Source organism: Nocardia bovistercoris, assembly GCF_015674855.1.
GTDB lineage: Bacteria > Actinomycetota > Actinomycetes > Mycobacteriales > Mycobacteriaceae > Nocardia > Nocardia bovistercoris.
Genome location: NZ_JADMLG010000004.1, coordinates 515,702 through 536,563, shown reverse-complemented (window position 1 = coordinate 536,563; position 20,862 = coordinate 515,702). Strand labels below are relative to the sequence as shown.

Here is a 20,862-nt window from a genome sequence, read left to right as displayed (position 1 = left end):
AATCGACCCGCAACCCCGCATGCGCGGGTCCGGCCGCGGCGGATCCCCATCGGACTCCGACGACAACCCGCGCCGGAACAGCGTCGGGGAGTGCCGCTCACGCACCTCCCCGACGCCGTTCACCTCTCCGACACACCGCGACGACGAACGGAGATCCACCATGCCCAACAACAACGACATGCACTCCCGCTGCGAGGTGACCTGGGTGCCCCACCGCAGACTCTTCATCGCCTACGCGGGCGAATTCCCCGGCCTCTTCCACACCGACGCCGGTTCCGGCTACCGCGCCCGCCGCAAGATCAACGAACGCATCCGAGACCTGCTCATCACCAACGATCTCCCCGCCTCCCCCACCGAACCCTGGGCACGCTAGCGGTTCGCCCGACGGCGACGATCCGTGAACGAAGTCCTTCGCGAACTAGTGGTCTCCGGCATGGTTATGTAGATTGAATCTATGTAGATTCCATCTACGTATCAGGAGTAGAGTGACTTCAGGATTCGTTGGCAGAAACGTCGAACTAGGACTGCTCCGGACCCGCCTCCAGCGCGTCACGGCATCCGGCACCGCTGTCGCCGTGGCGATCAGAGGTCGCAGGCAGGTCGGAAAATCGCGGCTGGTGCAGGAGTTCTGCGATACGGCAGAGGTGCCGTATCTGTACTTCACCGCCATCAAAGGCATGCCGGTCTCCGAATCACTCGGGGAGTTCCTCGCGGAACTGACGAGATCGGGCATAGTCCCCGATCCCGCAACACTTCCCGAGAGCATCGGCGGCTGGCCTGATGCGTTCCGACTGCTGGCGGCTTCGGTCGGCGATTCGCCGATCATCGTCGTCATCGACGAACTGCCCTGGCTGGCAGAACAAGACGCGGTTTTCGACGGCGCCTTGCAAACAGCCTGGGACCGACTGCTGCGACAACGACCGATCCTACTTCTGCTGCTGGGCAGCGACATCCACATGATGGAACGTCTCACCGCCTATGATCGCCCCTTCTACGGACGAGCCGACAACCTCGTCCTCACCACGCTCAACCCGGCCGAAGTCGGAAGCGCGCTCGGACTCGACGCGGCCGAGAGCATCGACGCGCACCTGATCACAGGCGGACTTCCGGGTATCTTGCGCAGCTGGCCGCACGGATTGCCACCACTTCAATTCGTACGCCGTGAATGCGCCGATCCCGCCGCACCGCTGTTCGGACTGCCCGAATCAACCCTTCTCGCCGAGTTTCCAGCACCTGACCAGGCGCGGCGCGTGCTCGAAGCGATCGGCAGCGGGGAACGCACCCACGCCACCATCGCGGCTACCGCGGGCAGCCGCAGCGGGACACTGCCCTCCGGGACGTTGTCGCCTCTGCTGCACCGACTTTCAGCGGACAAACACGTGCTGTCCGTCGATCACCCGCTATCGATCAAATCAGGCAAACCCGCGCTGTATCGGGTCGCGGACAGCAATTTGCGGCTCTATCTCGCGGCCCTGCGCTCGATGCAGGACTTGGTCAGGCGAGGCCGAGTCGACGCCGCCTACGACTTGTTCGTCAAACGCTGGACCTCTTGGCGCGGCAAGGCGGTCGAACCGCTGATCCGGGATGCGCTCGAACTGGCTGCGCTCACGGGAAGGCTTCCGTGGCAGGATGTCACCGCGGTGGGCGGCTGGTGGAATCGCGCATTCGATCCGGAAATCGACCTGATCGGCGCCGACCGTTCCCCCATCGCCGGACGGGTGATCTTCGCCGGATCGATCAAATGGCTCAATACCCCGTTCGACCGTCACGACCTCGCCGAACTCACGCGCGCAGTGACCAGTGTTCCGGGCTTCACCCCGCGCGAAACAGCATTGCTCGTGGTGTCCTCGACCGATGTCGAACACTCCATCGCCGACGCTGTGGACTTGGTCTGGAATGCCACCGACGTACTGTCGGCTTGGAGCTGACGGATCCGTCGACTCACGCACGCCTCAGTGCGATACCGGGACGCTTCCGCAGCAGAGCGGCGCACGATGTTCGTTTACTCTGAATGCATTGATTGCCTCTCGGTTGCCCTCAGCGAGGAATGTACTGTTGAAACTCCGAGAGATCACCGCTGTACTCGACGACCACCCCGTCGTGCGCCGAACGTTTCTCAAGGGGCGACTACCAACAAGGTGGCAATCACATGGGGGTTCTTTACCCTGAGCCAATTCTTGTCGTTCTCCGACCATGTCCACCCGCGGTAGACGTAGTCCGACCGGCGGCCGTCTTTGGCTGTACCCCATTCGGAAACGTCGGGATAGTTGTTCTTGCCGATGTGTGTGACCACACTCATGTGGTCGATCACGTCATCACCGTCCCAGTCGTACGCGATCAGATCACCCAGACGGGCTTCCGGAACAGCATTCGTCGCAAAGCGGTCCTGACCAGACTGAGCGTGCGGTCCCGCCAAGGGAATGGGCAGGGTTTGCGTATGGAAGAGCAGATACCTGTAAAGCTCGTCGGCCAGCGTGGCCGCGCGCGAACCCGCCACGCCGTGCACCATGAGACCCGAGATGGTTTTGTCATTCCAAGTCTCGTCTTTCGGCATGCCGCCCGCCCAGAGTGCTTGGCTGGCAAACCAGGTGCAGCCGGCAATGTCTGGCTGCTGGTCCTGAGCATGACCTAGCGCCCAGCGTGCTGCCGCTGCGCCGTCGTAAGCAGGGCCGGCATTCGCAGTTCCTTGCGAGCCCACGAGGGTCGCCGAGCTGACGACGACCAGCAACACAATCCATCGGCGCATCGCCGACCTACCAACCTTGATGGATATCACGACAGCTCCGATCGAAGATTCAGTGAGCAATATTCTGGCATAGATTCAGCTCGGCAAGAACCCTGAGAACTGGTACAAAATATTCCAACCAGTCGGTAATTGAATGGTGACAGCCGATCTGCTTCCGAGATCTGCGTGGGACCCCGACCGCCTCACATCAGCGGCAACCTCCAGAGTTTGGATTGATGTTTATGCGAAGCGGAACCCGTGACCGGCCAGTTTTTCTGGACAAGCAATTGATTCCTCTGCATTATCACATAATTTGAAGCGTATGCATCAGCCCCGCTCAAGCGGTAAGTCACGTCCAGATGTTGAAAACATCGGCATCAAATTGACGTTTATACATCAACGTGCCTCTTTGACGCTTACACATCAACTTTCCTATTACGAGGCAACTCTTACCGACCGGTGCCGACCCGCCCCTCTTGTGGTCCACCTCCAAGCCCGCCCATCTGTACATCCAGCGCCCACCTCGGCTCCCTTCTCAACCCGCCCGCCCCAACGCATTCGAATCCTCGCCTACAGGCAGCGAAGCGCACAGTCCACTTACAGCGGGTAATCGGCTTCGATCACCGGGGTAAGGTTTCGCGCGTATCCCGTCTTCGCCTACACGGCACCGACGCGGAAGTCCATCTACCGTGGATCCACAGCTTCGACCACCAGTCATCGACCTGAAAACCGCAGGTCATTCGGATTCCCAAGTTCGACACCCCACCGAGGGCACGAACCTGCGACGTTCAACCGTCGAGCCGGAGCGATGGGCCATACCCGCAGGCGAATTGGCGGCAGCGCCGGGAGGTTCGGACCGGAATTCTTGGCGTATTCTGGGTCGGAACCCGCACACAAAACAGGTCAGGCACGATGACCGCGCCTGACCTGCTGGTTATGCTCCCCCATCTGGACTCGAACCAGAAACCTGCCGATTAACAGTCGGCTGCTCTGCCAATTGAGCTATAGGGGACTATTCTGGGTGGCCGTTCCTTGCGGGCTGGCCGAGAAGAAACTTTAGCGTACCGGTGGGTGGGTTCCCAAATCGCGGGTCTAGCTGGGCGGATGCGGGGCGGGGGTGGGTGGGGAACGGGGGCGGTGGGGTGGGGGGTGGAGTCGGATCGACAGGGGTGACCGGCGTCGGGCAGGATGGTAGCCGCGCACTGGCTATTGGGAGGAGATCGACGAGATGCTGCGGTTGATCATCGGGCTTGCGGCCGGGTATGTGCTCGGCACGAAGGCCGGGAGAGCTCGGTATGAGCAGATCAGCGCGGCTACCCGCGCGGTGGCGGGCAGTCCGGTTACCCGCAAGCTGGTGTCGGTCGGGCGGCAGCGGCTGTCGGACAGGTTGAGTACGCGGCCGCAGTTGGAGCCGATGGAACCGTTGGACGAGCGGACCACCGTGTTGGTCCCGCAGGATCAGTTGCGTCGCTGAGGATTCCGGGCACGGTCGTCCGCCGCGGGATCGGCGGGCGACTCGGCCTGGAACGAATCAGCTCGGGATGAAATCGTCGGAGTTGCCCATCGCTTGGGTGAGCAGGCTCTTGCGGTACTGCTCGAGGGCCACCAGGTCGCCGAACAGTGACATGTAGGTGTCGGTTTCTTCGGTCGAAGAGACGCGCTGGAGTTTGGATTTCAGTTCGGCGACCTGACGGCCCACCCACGCCTCCTGCGCGCGGGCCAGTACGCCGGTGACGAAGCGCGGGATGTCGGCTTCGGATTTCACGGGCAGCGGTTCGATCGCGAGTTCGGAGATCAGGGCGCGGGCGGTGAGGTCGTCGCTGCGGTCGCTGACGGCGTTGACCCATTCGGCGCCGCCGAGTCCGGCGGCGGCGCCGCCCGCGTCGGCGATCATGCCGCGGATCGCGACGTAGGCGGGGTGGGTGAAGGCCTCGGTGTCGAGGGCGTCGAAGACGGTGCCCGCGATGGCGGGGTATTGGAGGGCGGCGCACAGCACTTGACGTTGCGGGCGCAGCACCGGATCGTTCGGATTCGGTCTGGCCGCGACCTGTTCGGCGGCGGCGGGTTCGGCGCGTCGTGGCGCGGCGGCGCCGGTCCTGGCGCGTTTGGCCTCCTCGCCGACGCGACGGACGACGGTCTGGATGTCGTCCCAGCCGACCCAGCCCGCCAGCCGCGCCGCATACGCCTTGCGGGTGGCGTTGTCCTTGATCTTGGCCACCACCGGCACCGCGCGCCGCAGCGCCTCGACCTGGCCCTCCACCTGGTCGAGGTTGTATTCGGCGAGCAGGCCGCGAATCACGAACTCGTAGAGGGGGGTTCGGCGGGCGACCAGGTCGCGGACGGCGCCGTCGCCGGAGCGCTGGCGCAGGTCGCAAGGGTCCTGACCGTCGGGGGCGACGGCGATGTAGGTCTGGCCCGCCACCTTCTGGTCGCCCTGGAACGCTTTCAGGGCGGCGGCTTGCCCGGCGGCGTCGCCGTCGAAGGTGTAGATGATCTCGCCGCGCCAGAAGTTGTCGTCCATGAGCAGGCGGCGCAGTATCGCCATGTGCTCGTCGCCGAAGGCGGTGCCGCAGCTGGCGACGGCGGTCTTCACGCCTGCCAGGTGCATGGCCATCACATCGGTGTAGCCCTCGACGACCACGGCCTGGTGGCCTTTGGCGATATCGCGCTTGGCGAGGTCGAGGCCGAACAGCACCTGAGATTTCTTGTACAGCACCGTTTCCGGGGTGTTGACGTATTTCGCGGGCATGGTGTCGTCGTCGAAGAGCCTGCGCGCGCCGAATCCGATGACCTCGCCGCCGAGATTGCGGATCGGCCACAGCAGCCTGCGGTGGAAACGGTCGATCGGGCCGCGCTTGCCCTGTTTGGACAATCCGGCTGCCTCGAGTTCCTTGAATTCGAAACCCTTGCGCAGCAGGTGTTTGGTGACGGTGTCCCAGCCGTCGGGTGCGTATCCGCAGCCGAATTGCTGGGCGGCATTGCCGTCGAAATTGCGTTCGGTGAGGTATTTCCTGGCGGTTTCGGCGTCGGGTTCGCGCAGCCGCGCCATGTAGAACTCGTGCGCGGCGGCGTTGGCGGCGACCAGCCTCGCCCTGGTGCCGCGGTCGCGCTGCACGGAGGTGCCGCCGCCCTCGTAGTTGATCTGGTAGCCGACCCGGTCGGCCATCTGCTCGACGGCCTCGACGAAGCCGATGTGCTCGATCCGCTGCAGGAACTTGTAGACGTCGCCGCCCTCGCCGCAGCCGAAGCAGTGGAACAACCCGTGGTTGGGACGCACGTGGAAGGACGGGGACTTCTCGTCGTGGAACGGGCACAGCCCCTTCATGGAGTCCGCGCCCGCGCGTTTGAGCGCGACGTACTCCCCCACCACGTCCTCGATCCGGACCCTGTCGCGTATTGCCGCGATATCGCGATCTGGGAGTCGTCCGGCCACTCGGAGAGTCTAGCGCCGCGTCCGGATCGGGACGCGGCGCGGCCGCGCTAGCGGGACAGATCAGCGGCGACCCGCTCGAGGCGGCTCTCGGTGTAGGAGGCGATCTGGTCGACGACCACCCGGACGCGGGCCGTCTCGTCGCCCGCCTGCTCCCACCACGGCAGCAGGACGGGGTCCAGGTGCGCCGGTGCGTCCCGAAGCAGGCGCTCGGCGACCTCGAGTATGCGTTCGCGCTGCACAGCTTGGCGGCGCTTGTGGGTCTCGTCGGACATGACGTAGCGCAGCGCGACCGTCTTGAGGATCGCGACCTCGGCCTTCACCACCGGCGGGACCGTCAGGTCGGCGGCGTAGCGCGACAGTGGGCGATCACCCGCGACGGCGCGGGTGGCGCCGATGGCCGCGGTGGCGAAGCGACCGACGAGTTCGCTGGTGAGCGTTTTGAGGGCGACCGAATCGGCGAAGGACCCGTCGTATCCGCCCGCAGCGAGGACCACGGGCAGTTCGGACAGGCGCTGCGCCGCGGCCACGAGTTCCTCGACCGACAGGCCGGGGTGCTGGGTGTGTCCCATGGCCGCCAACGCGCGCTGTTCGACCGGGTCGGCCAGGGCGCGCAATTCGATGCGGCCCGCGATCACGCCGTCCTCCACGTCGTGCACGGAGTAGGCGACGTCGTCGGACCAGTCCATGATCTGGCATTCCAGGCTCTGCACGCGCTCGGGGGCGCCCGCGCGGATCCAGTCGAGTCTTTCGGTGTCGACGTCGTATGCGCCGTATTTGGTGCGCGGGCCCGGACGCACCCACGGGTACTTGATGGCGGCGTCGAGGGCTGCGCGGGTGAGGTTGAGGCCTGCGCTCGTGCCGTCGGGGGTGCGCACCTTGGGCTCGAGGCGGGTCAGGATGCGCAGGTTCTGGGCGTTGCCCTCGAAGCCGCCGTAGGCGTCGGCGAAGGTGTCGAGCGCCTTCTCACCGTTGTGGCCGTAGGGCGGGTGGCCGATATCGTGGGCGAGGCCTGCCATGTCGACCAGGTCGGGGTCGCAGCCGAGGCCGTCGGCGATGCTGCGGCCGATCTGGGCGACCTCCAGGGAATGGGTGAGCCTGGTGCGCGGGGTGTCGCCGTCGCGCGGGCCCATGACCTGGGTTTTGTCGGCCAGTCTGCGCAGCGCGGCGGAGTGCAGCACCCTGGCGCGGTCGCGGGCGAACTGGGTGCGGTGTCCGGATTCGAATTCACCGCGCGGCGGACCGATGCCCGCGGTCTTGGCGCCTTCCGCCACCATGCGCGCACGGTCGTGCGCCGTGTAGCCGTCAGTCATCGGATCTCACTGGCCCGCTGTGTATTCGAAGTCGGCGGAGAAATGGGTGAGCTGATACCAGAGCAGCGCGCCCGTCTCCCTGGCTATGCCGTGCGCCTGCGATTCCCTGGTGTAGACGGCGGGGCCGGTGCGGGTGGGCGCTGTCCACGCTTTCAGACCCGCGTCACGGGCCATCGTGCGGGTGCGCAGGGAATGCCACGGGTCGCTGACCAGGACCGAGGACCGCATGCCGCGCGCCGCCATGGCGGTGGCGACGGCCTCGATGCTGCGCAGCGTGTCGGAGCCGGTCTCCACGGCGAGGATGTGGTCGGCGGGCACGCCGAGCGACTGGAGGTAGTTCTTGCCCGAGGCGGCCTCGGTGTAGATATCGCCCTCCTGTTTTCCGCCGACGGTGACGACCTTCGGCGCGACGCCGAGACGGAACAGTTTGTACGCCTGATCCAGCCGCGCCTCGAAGACCGAGGAGGGTGTGCCGGAGTATTGCGCGGCGCCGAGCACCACGATCGCGTCGGCCTTGCCGTAATCATCGATCCTGGCCACCTGCCAGACCCGGAACGCGGTGCCGCCGACCAGTACCGCACCCGCCACGATCGCGCCGACGACCAGCCGCGACGTCCAGCGCCGCAGCCCGGCGCCGAAACCGCGCGGCGGGCCGGGATCTCGGAGGGATCCGCCCGCGAGAGGCTGGGTTGGCGAGTTCACGCTCCAAGTCTGCCAGGCGAGTCTTTCGGTCCGATGCATCGGTTGCCGCGCACGATGCGCGACACGCCGCCGTGACATTCGGAGCACGACACGAATGCGGAATCGATCACAGTCGGCGGCGTCCGGTGGTCAGGCCATCAGCACACGGCCCGCGCACCGGGGCAGACCCCGGCAACCAGCGGTATAGGCCGCGACATCTCATGAAATTCTCAAATTTGTCTCGAAGATTTTCGGACCGTGGCCGGTTTGCAACCCGACGACCAACGGATAAGCTCCCTGCCGGTTGGGTAACCCGATTCCAGGTTCCCCCATGGGCCATCGGATCGTTATTTTCTCACCCTCAGGTATCGATATCGGAAAATTAAAGCAACGCACATCCCTACCCGCTTCAGAGTTCGAAGCGCAGGTTTCCGGAATCCGAAAATTAGCCGACCTGACCCACAGTCCAGAAGAACCCTCAAGACTATTCACGAGCCCCACATCATTCACGCCCACCGCTTTTTTCGAAGTATTCATCACAGTAATTTCCAACCACGTCGACCTATCGGCAACGATTTTTCGATCCAACACGAATCTTTCCCCACGGGGAACAGATATATCGACATGTGTCACTGTGTTTGTGCCCGGCTTTCGGTAAACGATCTCGAACGCGGGAGCATAACTCTCAGCCGCTTCCTGCCGCGCGAGGTCCGCCTGTTCACGAGCAACCGATGCGCCGCCTCTGGCAATCTCGTTCGCTTCCGTACTGACCGCGCACGACCTCGTCGAAGTAAAGAGGGCGCCGACGCTGACCAGCACAGCCACGACTGCGATTATGGCCGACCAGCGGTCCTTCTGGTCATGTTGCCGGGGTATCGCATCATTGTCTTCATGAGGTACGCGTGACTGATTCATCGCCAACTCGGCTCTATCATGGTTCCGAAGCGTGCCCAGACTCTATCAAAATCGAGCGATTCGACCGAGAGCTCCAGCCGTCCCCTAGCCAAAGTGGGCAATAAACCAACCGTCGGAATTCTGTGTCCGTAAGATTCTCAAAGATTGCATCATTGCACATAGCCCACTACCGCGTAGCGAACCGAGGTGCACATTCCCGTGGTCAATTGCGTGGCTCCGCGTTGACACCCTATATCGAGCCCCGCCGACCAGGGCGAGGTACACCCTATCGCGGCCGAGTCGGCGGAATTCTGTGCGCGGTTGATCACCACCCGCGACTGCGCCACTCCTCCAGGTGCGGGCGTTCGGCGCCGAGGGTGGTGTCGTCGCCGTGGCCGGGGTAGACGACGGTGTCGTCGGGGTAGCGGGCGAACAGTTTGTCGGTGACGTCGGTGAGCAGGGTGGTGAAGTCTTCTGGGCTGTGGGTTTTTCCTACTCCGCCGGGGAATGCTAGAGGACCTCAGCGGGTAACATAAGGAAATGGCAGGTAGAGCAGCTATTTACTGTCGAATCTCCGAAGACCCACGCAGCACTGAGAAGGGCGTCGCTCGACAACGCGATGATGCGGAACGGCTGGCCGCGATCCGTGGCTGGGAAGTCGTCCGCGTGTTCATCGACAACGACGTATCCGCCCTCGGCGCGAAGCATCGGCGCGACTACGAGGCGATGCTCGGCGCGGCAGTGAACGGTGAGTTCGACTACATCGTCGCGTATGGACTCTCCCGGCTGTGGCGCAACAGAAAGGAACGCGCGCACGCGATCGAGGTCCTGTCAAAGGCTCGGGTCGGTATCGCGCTCGTCAAGGGCTCGGACATCGACCTGACTTCGGCGGCTGGGCGGATGTACGCAGGCGTTCTCGGCGAGTTCGACACGGCGGAATCCGAGATCAAGGGTGAACGCATCGCCCGCGCCGCCAAACAGCGTGCCGAAGAAGGCCGCGCGAACGGTGCGTGCGCGTACGGCTGGAGGCGGATCTACGAGCGAGATGCGGCCGGAAATGTCCTTGGGTGGCGCGACGTCGAAGACCCTCAGTCCGCAGACGTGGTTCGCTCCATCGTCGCCGACCTACTCGCCGGACGCTCCATGAATTCGATCGTGTCCCGTTTGAACGACGCGAGTATCCCTACGCCCCAACAGAAGGGGGCCTGGAGGTCGTCACTGGTCCGCAAGTTGGCTCTACGCAAGATGAACATTGCGGTCCGGACCCACCGCGGGCAAGACTTTTCCGCCGCTTGGCCACCGATCATCGAGCGCGATGACCACGATCGCGTGACGGCCCTGCTCACCGCTCCTGGGCGCGCCACCACGAAAGGCGGCGCACGCAGACATCTGTTGTCTTTCGGCATCGGGCGATGCGGCAAGTGCGGATCATTCCTGAGAGTGGCGAACCGCGGCGGACCGAACATCCTCTACATCTGCGACACCAACAGCGGATGCGTCGGGCGAAGAATGACATGGGTGGATGAGCTCGTTACTTCCGTGGTTTGCGCGCGGCTGACTCAGCCCGACGCCCGCGACCTCTTTGCCCACGATGACTCAGCTTCAGTCGAGGCACGAGCACGACTTGAAGCGATACGCGCACGGCTGGACGGGGCCGCAGATACGTTCGCGGACGGAGCGATCGACGCCCAGCAGCTTGCCCGAATCACAGCCAAGCTCAAACCGGAACTTCTCTCCGCGGAAGCAGAAGTCGCCCAGACCATTGCTGGACTGGATGTCACCCTGATTTCGCAGATCACTACCCAGGACGCCCGCGAAGTGTGGGACAACCTCGTCGTGACTCAGCGAATTGCCGTCCTGCAAGCGTTGGGCGTCCGTGTCACTCTCCTACCGGCGAGAGGCGGACCGGGCTTCAAGCCCGAGAGTGTTCGCATCACTTGGGAAGTGCCCGAAGCAACTGACAGCAACAGATTATGAGATCAAACACTCTCGGCGCTGTGCACACCTGCAAAGAACCTGCATGTCAGCAACCATTTTCCCATAATCTATTGGTGTAGATCCACTCAGCATCCACGTCGTGGCGAGTCCTCGGAGCAGACACACGACACCGCTGCCCGTCGGACGATCCAGTCTTAAGCACTATGAAGCCGGACGCGGTAGCAACTCAAGTCACGCGCAGTCATTCTCCACCTTCTCGAGCGCCCATCCCCGCAGACGGGCAGCACACCATGCCGGCCAAATCCGCTGAGTGCAGGGCTCCTGAGGCCTCCGCAGCAAAGATTCCCACTACGTTTACTAATTCCTGCCGGTCTGCCCCCCACCAACGACACCTGGTGCAGATTCTGACTTCGCACTTCCGCGTATTGCAGACATCATATCTGACAGCGCTGCAAGCCGACTAGCATAGTTTTCATCGAGCGAACTGATGATCACTACAGCAGCCCATAAAATAGCGAATACAGCGGCCCCCACACCTATGCCCGAAGCCGAGAGATCGAATCCAGCCCATTTCGCCAAATATATAAGCATGAGCGGTATGGTTCCGGCCATTATATTTAATAAGACCCGCACCATAGCCCTCAGCCTATCAGCGACGGAAATTACTGCTACACCCTCGGACTTCGGCATCAGGTCGTAAAGTCCGAGAGAAATATTAGTAGTTACCTCTTCCAATCTTTCTAACAAATCGTGCCGAGTACTTGGCGTCGGCAGTGCAGCCCATAGAGCATACGATCGAATAATCTTACTGGCCGAATGACACCGCCCCTCGAAGACAATTCGCTCAACCGGATCGAGAATACTTCCCGTAACCGGCAGATAAGTACGGATGTAGGCAGATGACTCATGCAGACGAGAAACAACCTGCCACTTTCCGTCCTCGCTAATCAATGCTTGAGCAGATCGCAAGAGCATTATCAAGTCCAACAATGAATTAACAATCAACATTGATGGGTCAATTTTGCGCCGATGGCTATTCTTACGTCTCAAACCAATCAGAAGGCCAATTAGGAGTCCCGAATAAACAAACAGACCGGAGATCGCAAGTGATGCCGTCATTAGACAGAGGATGGTCAGCAGGGACACATGAGCGGTGACTGACAGAGACTCGAGGGACTTACCGTAGAGAAGCGGTATGGTGGCAACTCCTGCTATTAAAGGCAATAAAATTAGGACACTTCGAGCACCTAGGATCGAACTCAAACCTGGTGCCACCACCCCTGCGGCAACACCGATAACAACACCCATCATCACGCCTACACGAGCCTCGATATTAAAATTCTGCATGGATGCCAAAACAGCAACGGCAACGCCAGCAATGACACGGGGAATAAACTGACACATTAAGAAGATAATTTGACCAGACCCGTCCGAGGCTTGCAAATTACGCAAGATGCGCATTTCGGTCTTGTATTGACGCGCGATAGCCGATCCCGGAATATCGCTAAGTACACTCCGGTTGTCAATTAAGCTCTGGAGAAGAATCGATCTATGCCCAGTTTGTCTAACATCCCGACGGGTCCGATACAGAATAGACGAACGACGCGACTTGCGAAAGGAGAAAACCGTTACCGTCCGAAACGAATAGGTAATGCCCCCCATGTCCAAACTACGCATGCCCGTCCAGCGATCCAGCAGACCCATGATTCCTTCATTTCTGTCGATTAGCCTTCGCAGCTTCTGGCCCCTCGAACCTACCGCCGAATATGTAAAACCGGAGTAGGAATATAGCATTCCCCGATCGGCGCCACATGCCGCAGCCCCCAATGTTGATACTCATCGAGCTAGCCGACACAGGCCGATTGGGAATTACGGACTACCGAAAGGCTGCGTCTTGAGCACCTGATTTTCAATCATGCTCTCCACATCCGAGAGAGCGATTCTGTCACGACTCAATATCATCGGCATCCCCACCGGTAGCCCACTGAGGTCGAGCGCCAGGCAAACCCCGATTGTCTTTTCGAATGGATCGAAGAATGGATCTATGATGCACCAAAACATCTTTTCATGAGATGCCGGATCGCTGAAAACAAAGTACCGGACCATACCTTCACGCGCAGACATGCTGCCAGTGTAACGAAATCTAGTGTACGGGTCCGTTTGATTATGTATTGTTCGAATTGTCAATTTTCCGAATACCAATGAATACTTTACAAGATAGTGCTCCTCGATGATTCGACCGTCAGCCTTGCTGCTCCTGTGGTAAGACCAAAGGGGTCCCAGAAATTTCTTCCGAGACGACAATCGCCTGTAATTCACGAGGATATACAATTGCCTTACAATTAGCGGAGTCATGCCTAGCACAAAACCCGCTAGAACCTCTGGCCAATTAATTCCGCTCAACCCACGCTCATTTCGATAACCCTAGCTACTGTGAGTAGACGCGAATGGCAAATGCTAGAGATGACCTCGACTCCACCACCTGGCCCACCTGAACTACATTGTGGCATTCGTCCAGGCCGACGGCTGCATCTTTGCCATGCGCCGACCTCGTGCTAGCAGGCCCTTCACCATCCGGAACACCGGCGGCTTAGCAATTCGCCTGGAACGGAGAGCAGCCGATCCCCGACGGCTGCGTGAGCTCCGGCAGGACCGGTTCAGGCTGCGGTGTGGGCTCGACGTACGTCGTCGGTGCAACTTCCTCGGTCGATGAGCCGACGACCTCGTGGTCACCGGTCCGCTGGGGGTACGGTGCCTCCCCCTCGGTCCATACCCCAAGTCCCTCCGATGATGGCCGCGATAAGCGGCGACAGCAGCAGCTATCTGGACGCCTGTGTGATGCGTGATCGAACGCTTGGTTCTTACTGGACGGGGCGGAATTTTGTCAGGAGGAGGCGCAGTGCCGGTCGAGACCGTCGACCGGGCGGCGGGCGGCGGCGCAGACATTGGAATGCCCCAGGCCGGGGCCTTGCGCTGGGCGGTAGCAGTCGACGTGAGCATCGGATTCGGCGCCGCCGATGACGTCGAGTTGCCTGGGAATCCCGGCGACAAGCTCTGAGATACCTGCTTGTTGATACCTGCTTGTTCTCCCAGGTTCATCGCAGTCAGCAGTGCACCTGTCCACCGGTGCATCCATTCGGCCACCCGCCGCTCGCTCGGCTCTATCGTTGCCGCCTTGTTGATGACCAGCATCGCTCGGTCCCTCCCTGTCGATCGCGATACCCAAACGGTATCGACACCCACCGACACACGGGTTGCAACGAAAGTCATTGGTAGACACGATTATCGGAGCATGGGTGACTGCGGCCCAGTAGCCGTGATGCCGCTGGGAAGTTGCGGCAGACCTACCTACCGGCAGTTCTCGTTCCGGTCCCTCTGGACGGCCTGCCTCCCGGCGAGGGCGGGGTGCGGGGGCTGGCCCCGCTCGCGCCCTTCAGGCGCGCAGCTGTTCGGGCTGTAGAGCGTTCGGCTGGGACTGTGTCTGTTCCCTCCGGTGTGGCCTGGGCATCTTCGATCACACGGGCGCCGGGCAGCAAGGGTGGCCGAAGGCCATCGGCGCAGCCGACGCGCAGCGCCCTTGATGTTCGGTGACCGTGTGATAGGCCCGTTCAGGCCACACCGGAGGGAACAGACACACCCGCTCGCAAGCCCGCGCGACCACCGGTCGCGCAACCCCGCACACGACCGCCACCACGTCCACGAATCGCCGAACCGCGCAAGCCGCGTGCCCTGAACCGCAGCCTCACCGCCTGACGCCACCCACCACTTCCGTATGCCAACCCGACCAGCTCGCAAACTTTCCGATACCACCTCACGTAACCAGATTCCTTTTCACTCAACCACCCCCCGAACCTGACCTTCTCTTTTGATTTCTGATTGCTCCTCTCCCCACCCCCACCGACATCTCAACGCACGTTTCACGCAGTGTGCGTTGAGATGTCGGTGGGGGTGGGGAGAGGAGTGAGCAGAAATCACCCACGTAACCACAGCTCGAGGGCAGGTTCGGGGGGTGGTTGAGTGCGCCGAATGCTAGCAGTGTCCACTGCTGGCATTCGGCTACCTATCGGCACCTTTTCGGCGAACTCTCGGCGCGCTGATCGACACTCCACGTACTGATTCCGAAGACCGAATCCACGACGTGACAGCCCTTCCTCGGCCGAACAGCATGAGTACGGATCGGCGGTCGTTCAAGGGCGCTCCTACGTCGCGTCGCCTCCGGCGATGACCTTCGGTCACCCTTGAGCAACCGCCGATCCGTACTCGACAAGCCTTCGGAGGAAGGGCCGCGGGAACAGTCGGGGAAGACGAGATCGCCGCCAGGCCGTGAACACGAAGAAGCCCGGCCGAAATATCGGCCGGGCTCGGGTTCGGGGATGGGCTACTCGGCGGGCGGGACGTAGGCGCGCATCTCGTAGACGCGGCCGTAGCCGCTGCCTGCGGCAGGGCCGACGTAGGCCAGACCGTCCAGGCATCCACCGATGGCCAGACCCGACGCGCTGGATCGGCGCACACCGGCCGAAATCGCGCGTTGGATATCGCGATCCAGGGTGATAAGGCGCAGACCTTCCTCGTCGGGAGTGTCACGCTCCTGCTCTTCGACCTGGATCACCAGGGCCGAGTCGATGACCGGGTCTCCGGCTGCGGCGACCATCGGTTTGCGGTTCACCCAGAACAGCGGCTGTCCCTGGCTGTTGTGGCGATGACGGCGGATCACGGCCACGATCTCGCCGGACACCATCGTGCCCGGTTCGATATCGCGGCCGAACGGATTACGGGTGCCACTGCTCATCAGCTCGGCGTTGATCTGGTCCATTTCGCTCAGTGCGTTGGTCATGTTGTGTTCCTTCGATTTCGTGAGATAGGAGGGGATGAGAGGCAGGCCCGATCGGGCCTGCCTGCTGGTGTGGCGATCGGTCAGCGAACCAGGCTCAACACCTCCGGATCGTCGTCGTTGGTGTCGTCGCGGTCGGTGGTGGCGTTGACGATCTGGCCTATCCGCGAGTGCGACAGACCGACCGAGGCCGCGATCGAGCGCATGGATTCCCCGCCCGCGTGACGGCGCCGGATCTGCGCATCGCGTTCGGTGATCGGGTCGATGTCCACCGCCTCGACAGTCACTGTCGAGGCGGTGTCCAGTCCTGCGCGCTCGCTGTCCAGCCCTGTCCGGTCTGTGTCCAGGCGTGTCGAATCGGCGTATACCGCTGTCAAGTCCGGAACCGGGGTCGGTTCGGGGTTGCGGGGGACCTCGATCAACGCGGTGAGCCCGTGCGTGGCCGCCAAACCGAACAGCGGCGCCGCGCCAGCCACACACGCCGCGATGGTCGCGGGCAGGATGCGTTGCCCGGATTCCGCAGCGTGCAGGCCATTTCCGATCACGGAGATCAGTTCGGCGGCGAACAATTCGCCCCAGAAGAACACCTTGGTCCCGGTCGGGATGGGGACGTTCTGGCGGGCGCGCCGTTGGAGTGAGACCAGGGCGACAGCGGACTGGACGATCGCGCCGTCCACGAAAATCGGTCCGGCCCACGCTAGACGCGGAGTGATGCCGGCCATCACCGACAGCTCGGTCAGCGCGGCGAACGACCACGCGAACGCGCCCGCGCCGATGACGATCGTCATCGCCAACGCGGTCAACTCCGCCAAGTCCATACGCCCGTTTGACACCCGCTTGACAGGCTGGACAGGGGTAGACGGATTCATCGGTCGTGACCTCCTCGGTCGGTGGACGCTGTCCATGGGCTCCACACCGGGACGCGCACGAGGCGTTCCTGCTCGGCGTGCGCGGCGTGGCCCGCGAGTTCGTCCAGGGCGTTGTCCAGATCACTGGCTAGTTCGCGGTTACGGTCTTGGAGCTGGGCCGCTTCCCGCTCGGCGGCAGCCCACGCGTGTTCGGTCGCGGTCAGCCGCGCCCGCAATTCGGCGTTGTGTTCGTACGCGGCGATCAACCGCGCTTGCAGTTCGGCCACCGACAGGCCCGGTTCGATCACCGGCCGCGCCGGACTCGCCGCGGCGGGAGACGCGGTCTGCTCGGTCGCGGGCGCCGTGTGGTCGTGGTCCTGGTCGACGGTGACGGGGCTGAGCGCGCGGCGCAGCGGCGCGAACAGGGTGTCCACCAGTTCGTCGTGGTAGTCGCCGCGGGTCGCGGGCATCGTCGCCTCGGCCGCGGGGCTCACCGCTGGACTCCTTCGCGCTCGATGTTCGCCGCGTGTGTCGCGAGGGCATTGCCGGGCCGGTAGTCGGCCAACGCCGACGGCGCCACTGTCGCGGGCGGGGTGATCTCGCCGGGCAGGGTGTCGTAGTAGTTCTCCACGCGGGTCACGTAGTGGGAGGTCAACAGGCCGTACGCGTCGCGCTCGACACCGTGCTCGGCGATGTGGCAGGCCTGTTCCTCGCTGCGCAGATGGATCGGGGACAACACGCCCTCGGCGTCGGCGATCATCGTCACGTCCGCGGCTTCGTCCCGATCGGCGCGCCACCGATTGGTCGCGTCTTCGAGGTAGCACCAATGCGCGGTCCACTCGTCACCACGAGTGAGCCACGGCAGCGAGTACTCGGCCTGCTCGACGCTGTCGGCGGGGTCGTAATCCTCGGGGTCGCGGTCGATGTACTGGTTGGCGTGCATGAAGTCCGCGCGCATCCGGATCTCGGTGGGAGACTCGTGCTCGTTCGGATCGGCGCCCTGCTGGGCGGCGGTATTCTCATTCACGGTTCGTTCCTTCTGTGAAATGTGGTGTCGGACCGGCCATGCCGGGCGCTGACACGCCCGGCATGGCGCGTATTCGGGGATGAGAACGGGCTATCGCTCGTACTCGGTGTGATCGACCGACATCGCCCTGGCCAGGGCGTTACCGGTCCGGGATGCGGTCGGCGCCGCCTCGGCGCCCGGTACGTGTCCCAGCCGCAATGCGCGCTGCACGTACGGGCTTTCGGCGTAGGCCCACGGGTCGCGCTCGACTCCGGATTCGGCGATCCAGCGGGCCTGTTCCTCGCTGCGCTGCTGGATCGGCGAGCCCACGATGTGGGCCTGCGCCCGCGCGAACTGATCGGCGGCTTCCGGGTCGCGCCGCCACCGATTCGTGGCGCCGGACAGGTAGACGAAGTGCTCGGGCCAGTCGTCCTCGCGGCCGAGCCACGGGGAGGTCCAGGCGCCGATGGATACGGCGTGGACGAAGTCCGCGCGCATCACCTGCTCGGTCCTGGACCCGAACTCCTCGAACTCCTCGGCCTGCTCGGCTTGGTCGCGGCGGGTATCGTCTCGGGTTGGTTCGGTCCTTTCTCGATCGCTGTTCGCGTGGGGTTCGGCCCATCGGCCGTGGCCGGTCAGATCGCGTGCCTGCAACTGACTGCGCCACATGGTCGGGTCCATGCCGGGCGGTGCCTCGCCCGGCATGTCTCCGCGCTCTTCGCCGTAGGGCACCATCACCTCCAACTCGGCGCGCGCCCTGTCCAACCCGGACCACAGCGGCTCGACACGCGGGTCCTCGACCCACCTGCGCCGGACCTCGCGGGCCTGCTCGGCGTAGTCGTCGGCGTCGGCGTAACCGCTGCGGCCCTCGGCGCTGTCGGCCAGGAAGTAGAACCGGGCGTAATCGGTGCGCCACTCGGCCTCGACCGGATCAGCGGTCCGCGCGCTGTAGAACGCGTGCAACGCTTCTCGACGCTCGCGCTCGGACCGGACACCGATCCCGTCGTAGGCCGATTCCAGACCCGGCCCGCTCACCGCTCGACTCCGTCCCGCTCGACGCGATCCAGAGCCGCGGCCAACGCGTTGCCGCCCTGCCCGGCCGACGAACCGGTGCTGGTTCGCTCGGGGTCGAGTGCGGGCCAGCGGGCGGTTCCGGCCAGATCGACGGCCTGGAACACGTTGCGCCAGGTGACCGGATCGCCGCCCTGCGGGATCTTGGTATACAGGTCCGGGATATCCGCTCCGTTGCGAGCGTGGGCGGCTTCCTCGGCCATGCGATGCCATTCGGCCAACTGCTCCCACCGCGGCGCGACTTTCGGGTCGCCTGTCCATCGGGCCTCGATCCGTTCGGCGTCGGCGACGATCGCGACCGCGCGCGGGTCGTGCTCGTGGTCGGGGAACCCGGCCTGAACCAAGCGGTCCTGCACCCGCCCGTAATCGGCGCGCCATTCGGCTTCGGCCGGGTCGGGCACTCGTTGCGCGTAGTAGGCGCGGATCGTGTCGTCCATCGCGTCCACACCGCGCAACCCGATGTCGTCGTGGCTGGTCATCGGTACATCCCTTCGTGTTCGGCGCCGTCGAACTCGGCACCGTTGGTGCGCCGGGCGCTGTGTCGGGCCATCGCGTCGGCCAACGTGCGACCGGCCCGGTAACCACTCAGCGCCGAACCACCCGACTCACCGCCCCGATCCCGCTGCCGCTGTTCGGCGGCTGGTGTCGCGGTGTTCTCGCGCTGAGATTTCTCCTCGACCACGCGCCGCTGGTCCCCGTCCGATTCCGAGGCCCAGTCGTCCTCTTCGCGCACCACCTGCTCGAAACCGGGGTCGTACTCATCGGCCTCGATGGAGCGCAACCGCTCCTCGAACCGGGTCCACTCCTCGGACTCATCGGAATCGCGCTCGACCTGGCGCGCCTGACCGCGCGCCCCCGAAGTGGATTCACGCTCGGCGCCAGCAGCGCGCAACGCGTCGCGGAGCTTGTCACGTTCGATCTCCAGGGCGTCGAGCCTGGAGTGCAGATCACCGAACTGCCCGCGCACCGCGGACAACTGCCGGGTCAACCGACCGTTGCTGTCGGACAGCTCCGCGTTGTGCTCGATCGACAACCCGAGTCGATCCCGAAGCGAATCCCGCTCCGCGCGTACCGTTTCCAGTTCGATACCGGCAGCCGCGGGCGACTCCGTACGCCCCGACACGGGGGCCTGCGGCGCCGAGGTGTCGCGGCCCAGGCCCGCGCGGTCCGGGACGTCGCGAGCCAGAGCAGACCGGGCCAAGGCTTCCTCGCGAAAGGTCAGCGACACCGCGACCGCGCTCTGTCCGCCCGTATGGGAATACAGCGGGGCGGTGGCGTCGTGCGCGTCCCAGGTCTGGACACCGACCGTCTCACCGAAGGACAACCTGCCGTCGACATCGCGGCGCATCCAGTCCGTGGCGGCGTGCTCGGTACCGAACCGCCGCGTCTGCGACGTGGTGATCCCGTCGTGGTCGGTCCAGGCCACCGTCGCCCGGAACCGGTGCGGCTCGACCGAGGCAGCCTCCAACCGTGCCAACTGCCGCCGATCGTCGGGCAGCAGACGAGTGCGCGCGCCGTAGTCGTCAGCGAATCCGTCCACGGCCTGGGTCTGGCGCTGTTCGTGCTGGCGGACCTGCTCACGCTGGCGGGCCGCCGCGGTGATCGAGCGTTCCTGCACGGCGCCGATCTCGCGGGCGACCCGCGCCCGGTGATGCAGCGCTTCCACACCCTTGACCTTGTGGGCGCGGGCGAACAGGTTCCCGGTCTCGAACTCCGGGAACGCGGTCGCCGCGTCCAGACCATCGAGCGCTATCCCGCGCTCGGTCATGGTCAATCGTTCGTTGGCGACGAACATCCCCGCCAGGCGGTCGCGGTGCTCACGCAACGCCGCGGCGTCGCGGTCCCGCTGCCCGTGATCGAGGTTCGGGTCGTTGGCGCGCGAGGCGACCGCGTTGGAATGGGTGCGGAAACGGTCGACCGCGTACCGGGTGTAGCTCAACTGCTGAGTGCGGGCGTGTTCCTCGCTGCGGCGCTCCTCACGCACCAGACGCGAGATGTCCTTGCGGGCCTTGCGCCGCTCCAGCCAGTTCAACGCCTGGGCGTGGCGCTGAAGCGCCGCGCGCATCGCCGAACCGAACTGGCGTACCTCGCTGATCAGCTCGTCCTCGACACTGCGATCGGACAT

At 63.8% G+C, this 20,862-nt stretch carries 19 protein-coding genes, 1 tRNA gene and 1 pseudogene; 5 read left to right on the top strand and 16 right to left on the bottom strand.

Annotated features, from left to right (window positions below; translation table 11 throughout):
• Positions 1-160 precede the first annotated feature (160 nt).
• Together IT779_RS13500 and IT779_RS13495 are read left to right on the top strand one after the other, a co-directional pair.
• Positions 161-373, top strand: coding sequence for a hypothetical protein (locus tag IT779_RS13500; protein WP_196149599.1), 213 nt, complete (start codon positions 161-163; stop codon positions 371-373).
• A 112-nt stretch (positions 374-485) separates the two neighbouring features.
• Positions 486-1,928 carry an ATP-binding protein gene (locus tag IT779_RS13495; RefSeq protein WP_196149598.1) on the top strand — a complete coding sequence of 481 codons (1,443 nt, stop codon included), beginning with the start codon at positions 486-488 and terminating at the stop codon, positions 1,926-1,928.
• Between the two features lie 188 nt (positions 1,929-2,116).
• On the opposite strand, the gene IT779_RS13490 is transcribed toward IT779_RS13495, so the two are convergent.
• Together IT779_RS13490 and IT779_RS13485 are read right to left on the bottom strand one after the other, a co-directional pair.
• Positions 2,117-2,776 carry an amidase domain-containing protein gene (locus IT779_RS13490; RefSeq protein ID WP_196149597.1) on the bottom strand — a complete coding sequence of 220 codons (660 nt, stop codon included), beginning with the start codon at positions 2,774-2,776 and terminating at the stop codon, positions 2,117-2,119.
• An 888-nt stretch (positions 2,777-3,664) separates the two neighbouring features.
• Positions 3,665-3,737, bottom strand: a tRNA-Asn gene (locus IT779_RS13485).
• Positions 3,738-3,953: 216 nt separating this feature from the next.
• Here IT779_RS13485 and IT779_RS13480 point away from each other — a divergent pair.
• The gene (locus IT779_RS13480; protein ID WP_196149596.1) at positions 3,954-4,199 is read left to right on the top strand and encodes a hypothetical protein; all 246 of its coding nucleotides are present in this window, start codon (positions 3,954-3,956) and stop codon (positions 4,197-4,199) included.
• A 57-nt stretch (positions 4,200-4,256) separates the two neighbouring features.
• Here IT779_RS13480 and dnaG read toward each other — a convergent pair whose 3' ends face one another.
• From dnaG to IT779_RS37745, 5 genes and pseudogenes are all read right to left on the bottom strand, one after another.
• Positions 4,257-6,158: a DNA primase gene (dnaG, locus tag IT779_RS13475; RefSeq protein ID WP_196149595.1), complete on the bottom strand. Its 1,902-nt coding sequence runs from the start codon at positions 6,156-6,158 to the stop codon at positions 4,257-4,259.
• Positions 6,159-6,205: 47 nt separating this feature from the next.
• On the bottom strand, positions 6,206-7,468 hold the full coding sequence (locus IT779_RS13470) for a deoxyguanosinetriphosphate triphosphohydrolase (protein WP_196149594.1): 1,263 nt from the start codon (positions 7,466-7,468) through the stop codon (positions 6,206-6,208).
• Positions 7,469-7,474: 6 nt separating this feature from the next.
• A complete protein-coding gene (locus IT779_RS13465; protein ID WP_408637750.1) occupies positions 7,475-8,170 on the bottom strand; it encodes a YdcF family protein in 696 nt (231 codons plus the stop codon).
• A 198-nt stretch (positions 8,171-8,368) separates the two neighbouring features.
• Positions 8,369-8,974: a hypothetical protein gene (locus IT779_RS13460; protein ID WP_196149592.1), complete on the bottom strand. Its 606-nt coding sequence runs from the start codon at positions 8,972-8,974 to the stop codon at positions 8,369-8,371.
• Positions 8,975-9,368: 394 nt separating this feature from the next.
• Positions 9,369-9,563: pseudogene (locus IT779_RS37745) on the bottom strand (MBL fold metallo-hydrolase); the annotation flags it as partial.
• A gap of 20 nt (positions 9,564-9,583) precedes the next feature.
• On the opposite strand from IT779_RS37745, the gene IT779_RS13450 reads away from it, so the two are divergent.
• Complete coding sequence (locus IT779_RS13450; protein WP_196149591.1) at positions 9,584-11,020, top strand: recombinase family protein; 1,437 nt, start codon at positions 9,584-9,586, stop codon at positions 11,018-11,020.
• A 318-nt stretch (positions 11,021-11,338) separates the two neighbouring features.
• Here IT779_RS13450 and IT779_RS13445 read toward each other — a convergent pair whose 3' ends face one another.
• The gene (locus IT779_RS13445; RefSeq protein ID WP_196149590.1) at positions 11,339-12,685 is read right to left on the bottom strand and encodes a hypothetical protein; all 1,347 of its coding nucleotides are present in this window, start codon (positions 12,683-12,685) and stop codon (positions 11,339-11,341) included.
• 165 nt (positions 12,686-12,850) lie between these two features.
• Positions 12,851-13,105 carry a hypothetical protein gene (locus IT779_RS13440; protein ID WP_196149589.1) on the bottom strand — a complete coding sequence of 85 codons (255 nt, stop codon included), beginning with the start codon at positions 13,103-13,105 and terminating at the stop codon, positions 12,851-12,853.
• A gap of 775 nt (positions 13,106-13,880) precedes the next feature.
• Here IT779_RS13440 and IT779_RS13435 point away from each other — a divergent pair.
• Positions 13,881-14,039, top strand: a complete 159-nt coding sequence (locus tag IT779_RS13435; RefSeq protein ID WP_196149588.1) for a hypothetical protein — start codon at positions 13,881-13,883, stop codon at positions 14,037-14,039.
• A gap of 1,320 nt (positions 14,040-15,359) precedes the next feature.
• On the opposite strand, the gene IT779_RS13430 is transcribed toward IT779_RS13435, so the two are convergent.
• The 7 genes from IT779_RS13430 to IT779_RS13400 all read right to left on the bottom strand — a co-directional run bounded on the left by IT779_RS13430 (position 15,360) and on the right by IT779_RS13400 (position 20,862).
• Positions 15,360-15,815 (bottom strand): hypothetical protein, encoded by a 456-nt coding sequence (locus tag IT779_RS13430; RefSeq protein ID WP_196149587.1) that lies wholly within the window; start codon positions 15,813-15,815, stop codon positions 15,360-15,362.
• A gap of 80 nt (positions 15,816-15,895) precedes the next feature.
• Positions 15,896-16,630, bottom strand: a complete 735-nt coding sequence (locus tag IT779_RS13425) for a DUF2637 domain-containing protein (protein ID WP_196149586.1) — start codon at positions 16,628-16,630, stop codon at positions 15,896-15,898.
• Positions 16,631-16,677: 47 nt separating this feature from the next.
• Positions 16,678-17,154 (bottom strand): hypothetical protein, encoded by a 477-nt coding sequence (locus IT779_RS13420; protein WP_196149585.1) that lies wholly within the window; start codon positions 17,152-17,154, stop codon positions 16,678-16,680.
• Positions 17,151-17,687: a hypothetical protein gene (locus IT779_RS13415; protein WP_196149584.1), complete on the bottom strand. Its 537-nt coding sequence runs from the start codon at positions 17,685-17,687 to the stop codon at positions 17,151-17,153. Before IT779_RS13415 ends, IT779_RS13420 begins: the two co-directional genes overlap by 4 nt.
• Positions 17,688-17,777: 90 nt before the next feature.
• Positions 17,778-18,701, bottom strand: coding sequence for a hypothetical protein (locus tag IT779_RS13410; protein WP_196149583.1), 924 nt, complete (start codon positions 18,699-18,701; stop codon positions 17,778-17,780).
• Entirely contained in the window at positions 18,698-19,216 is a 519-nt protein-coding gene (locus IT779_RS13405) for a hypothetical protein (RefSeq protein ID WP_196149582.1), read from the bottom strand. Before IT779_RS13405 ends, IT779_RS13410 begins: the two co-directional genes overlap by 4 nt.
• Positions 19,213-20,862 (bottom strand): hypothetical protein, encoded by a 1,650-nt coding sequence (locus IT779_RS13400; protein WP_196149581.1) that lies wholly within the window; start codon positions 20,860-20,862, stop codon positions 19,213-19,215. The genes IT779_RS13405 and IT779_RS13400 overlap by 4 nt, the downstream gene beginning before the upstream one ends.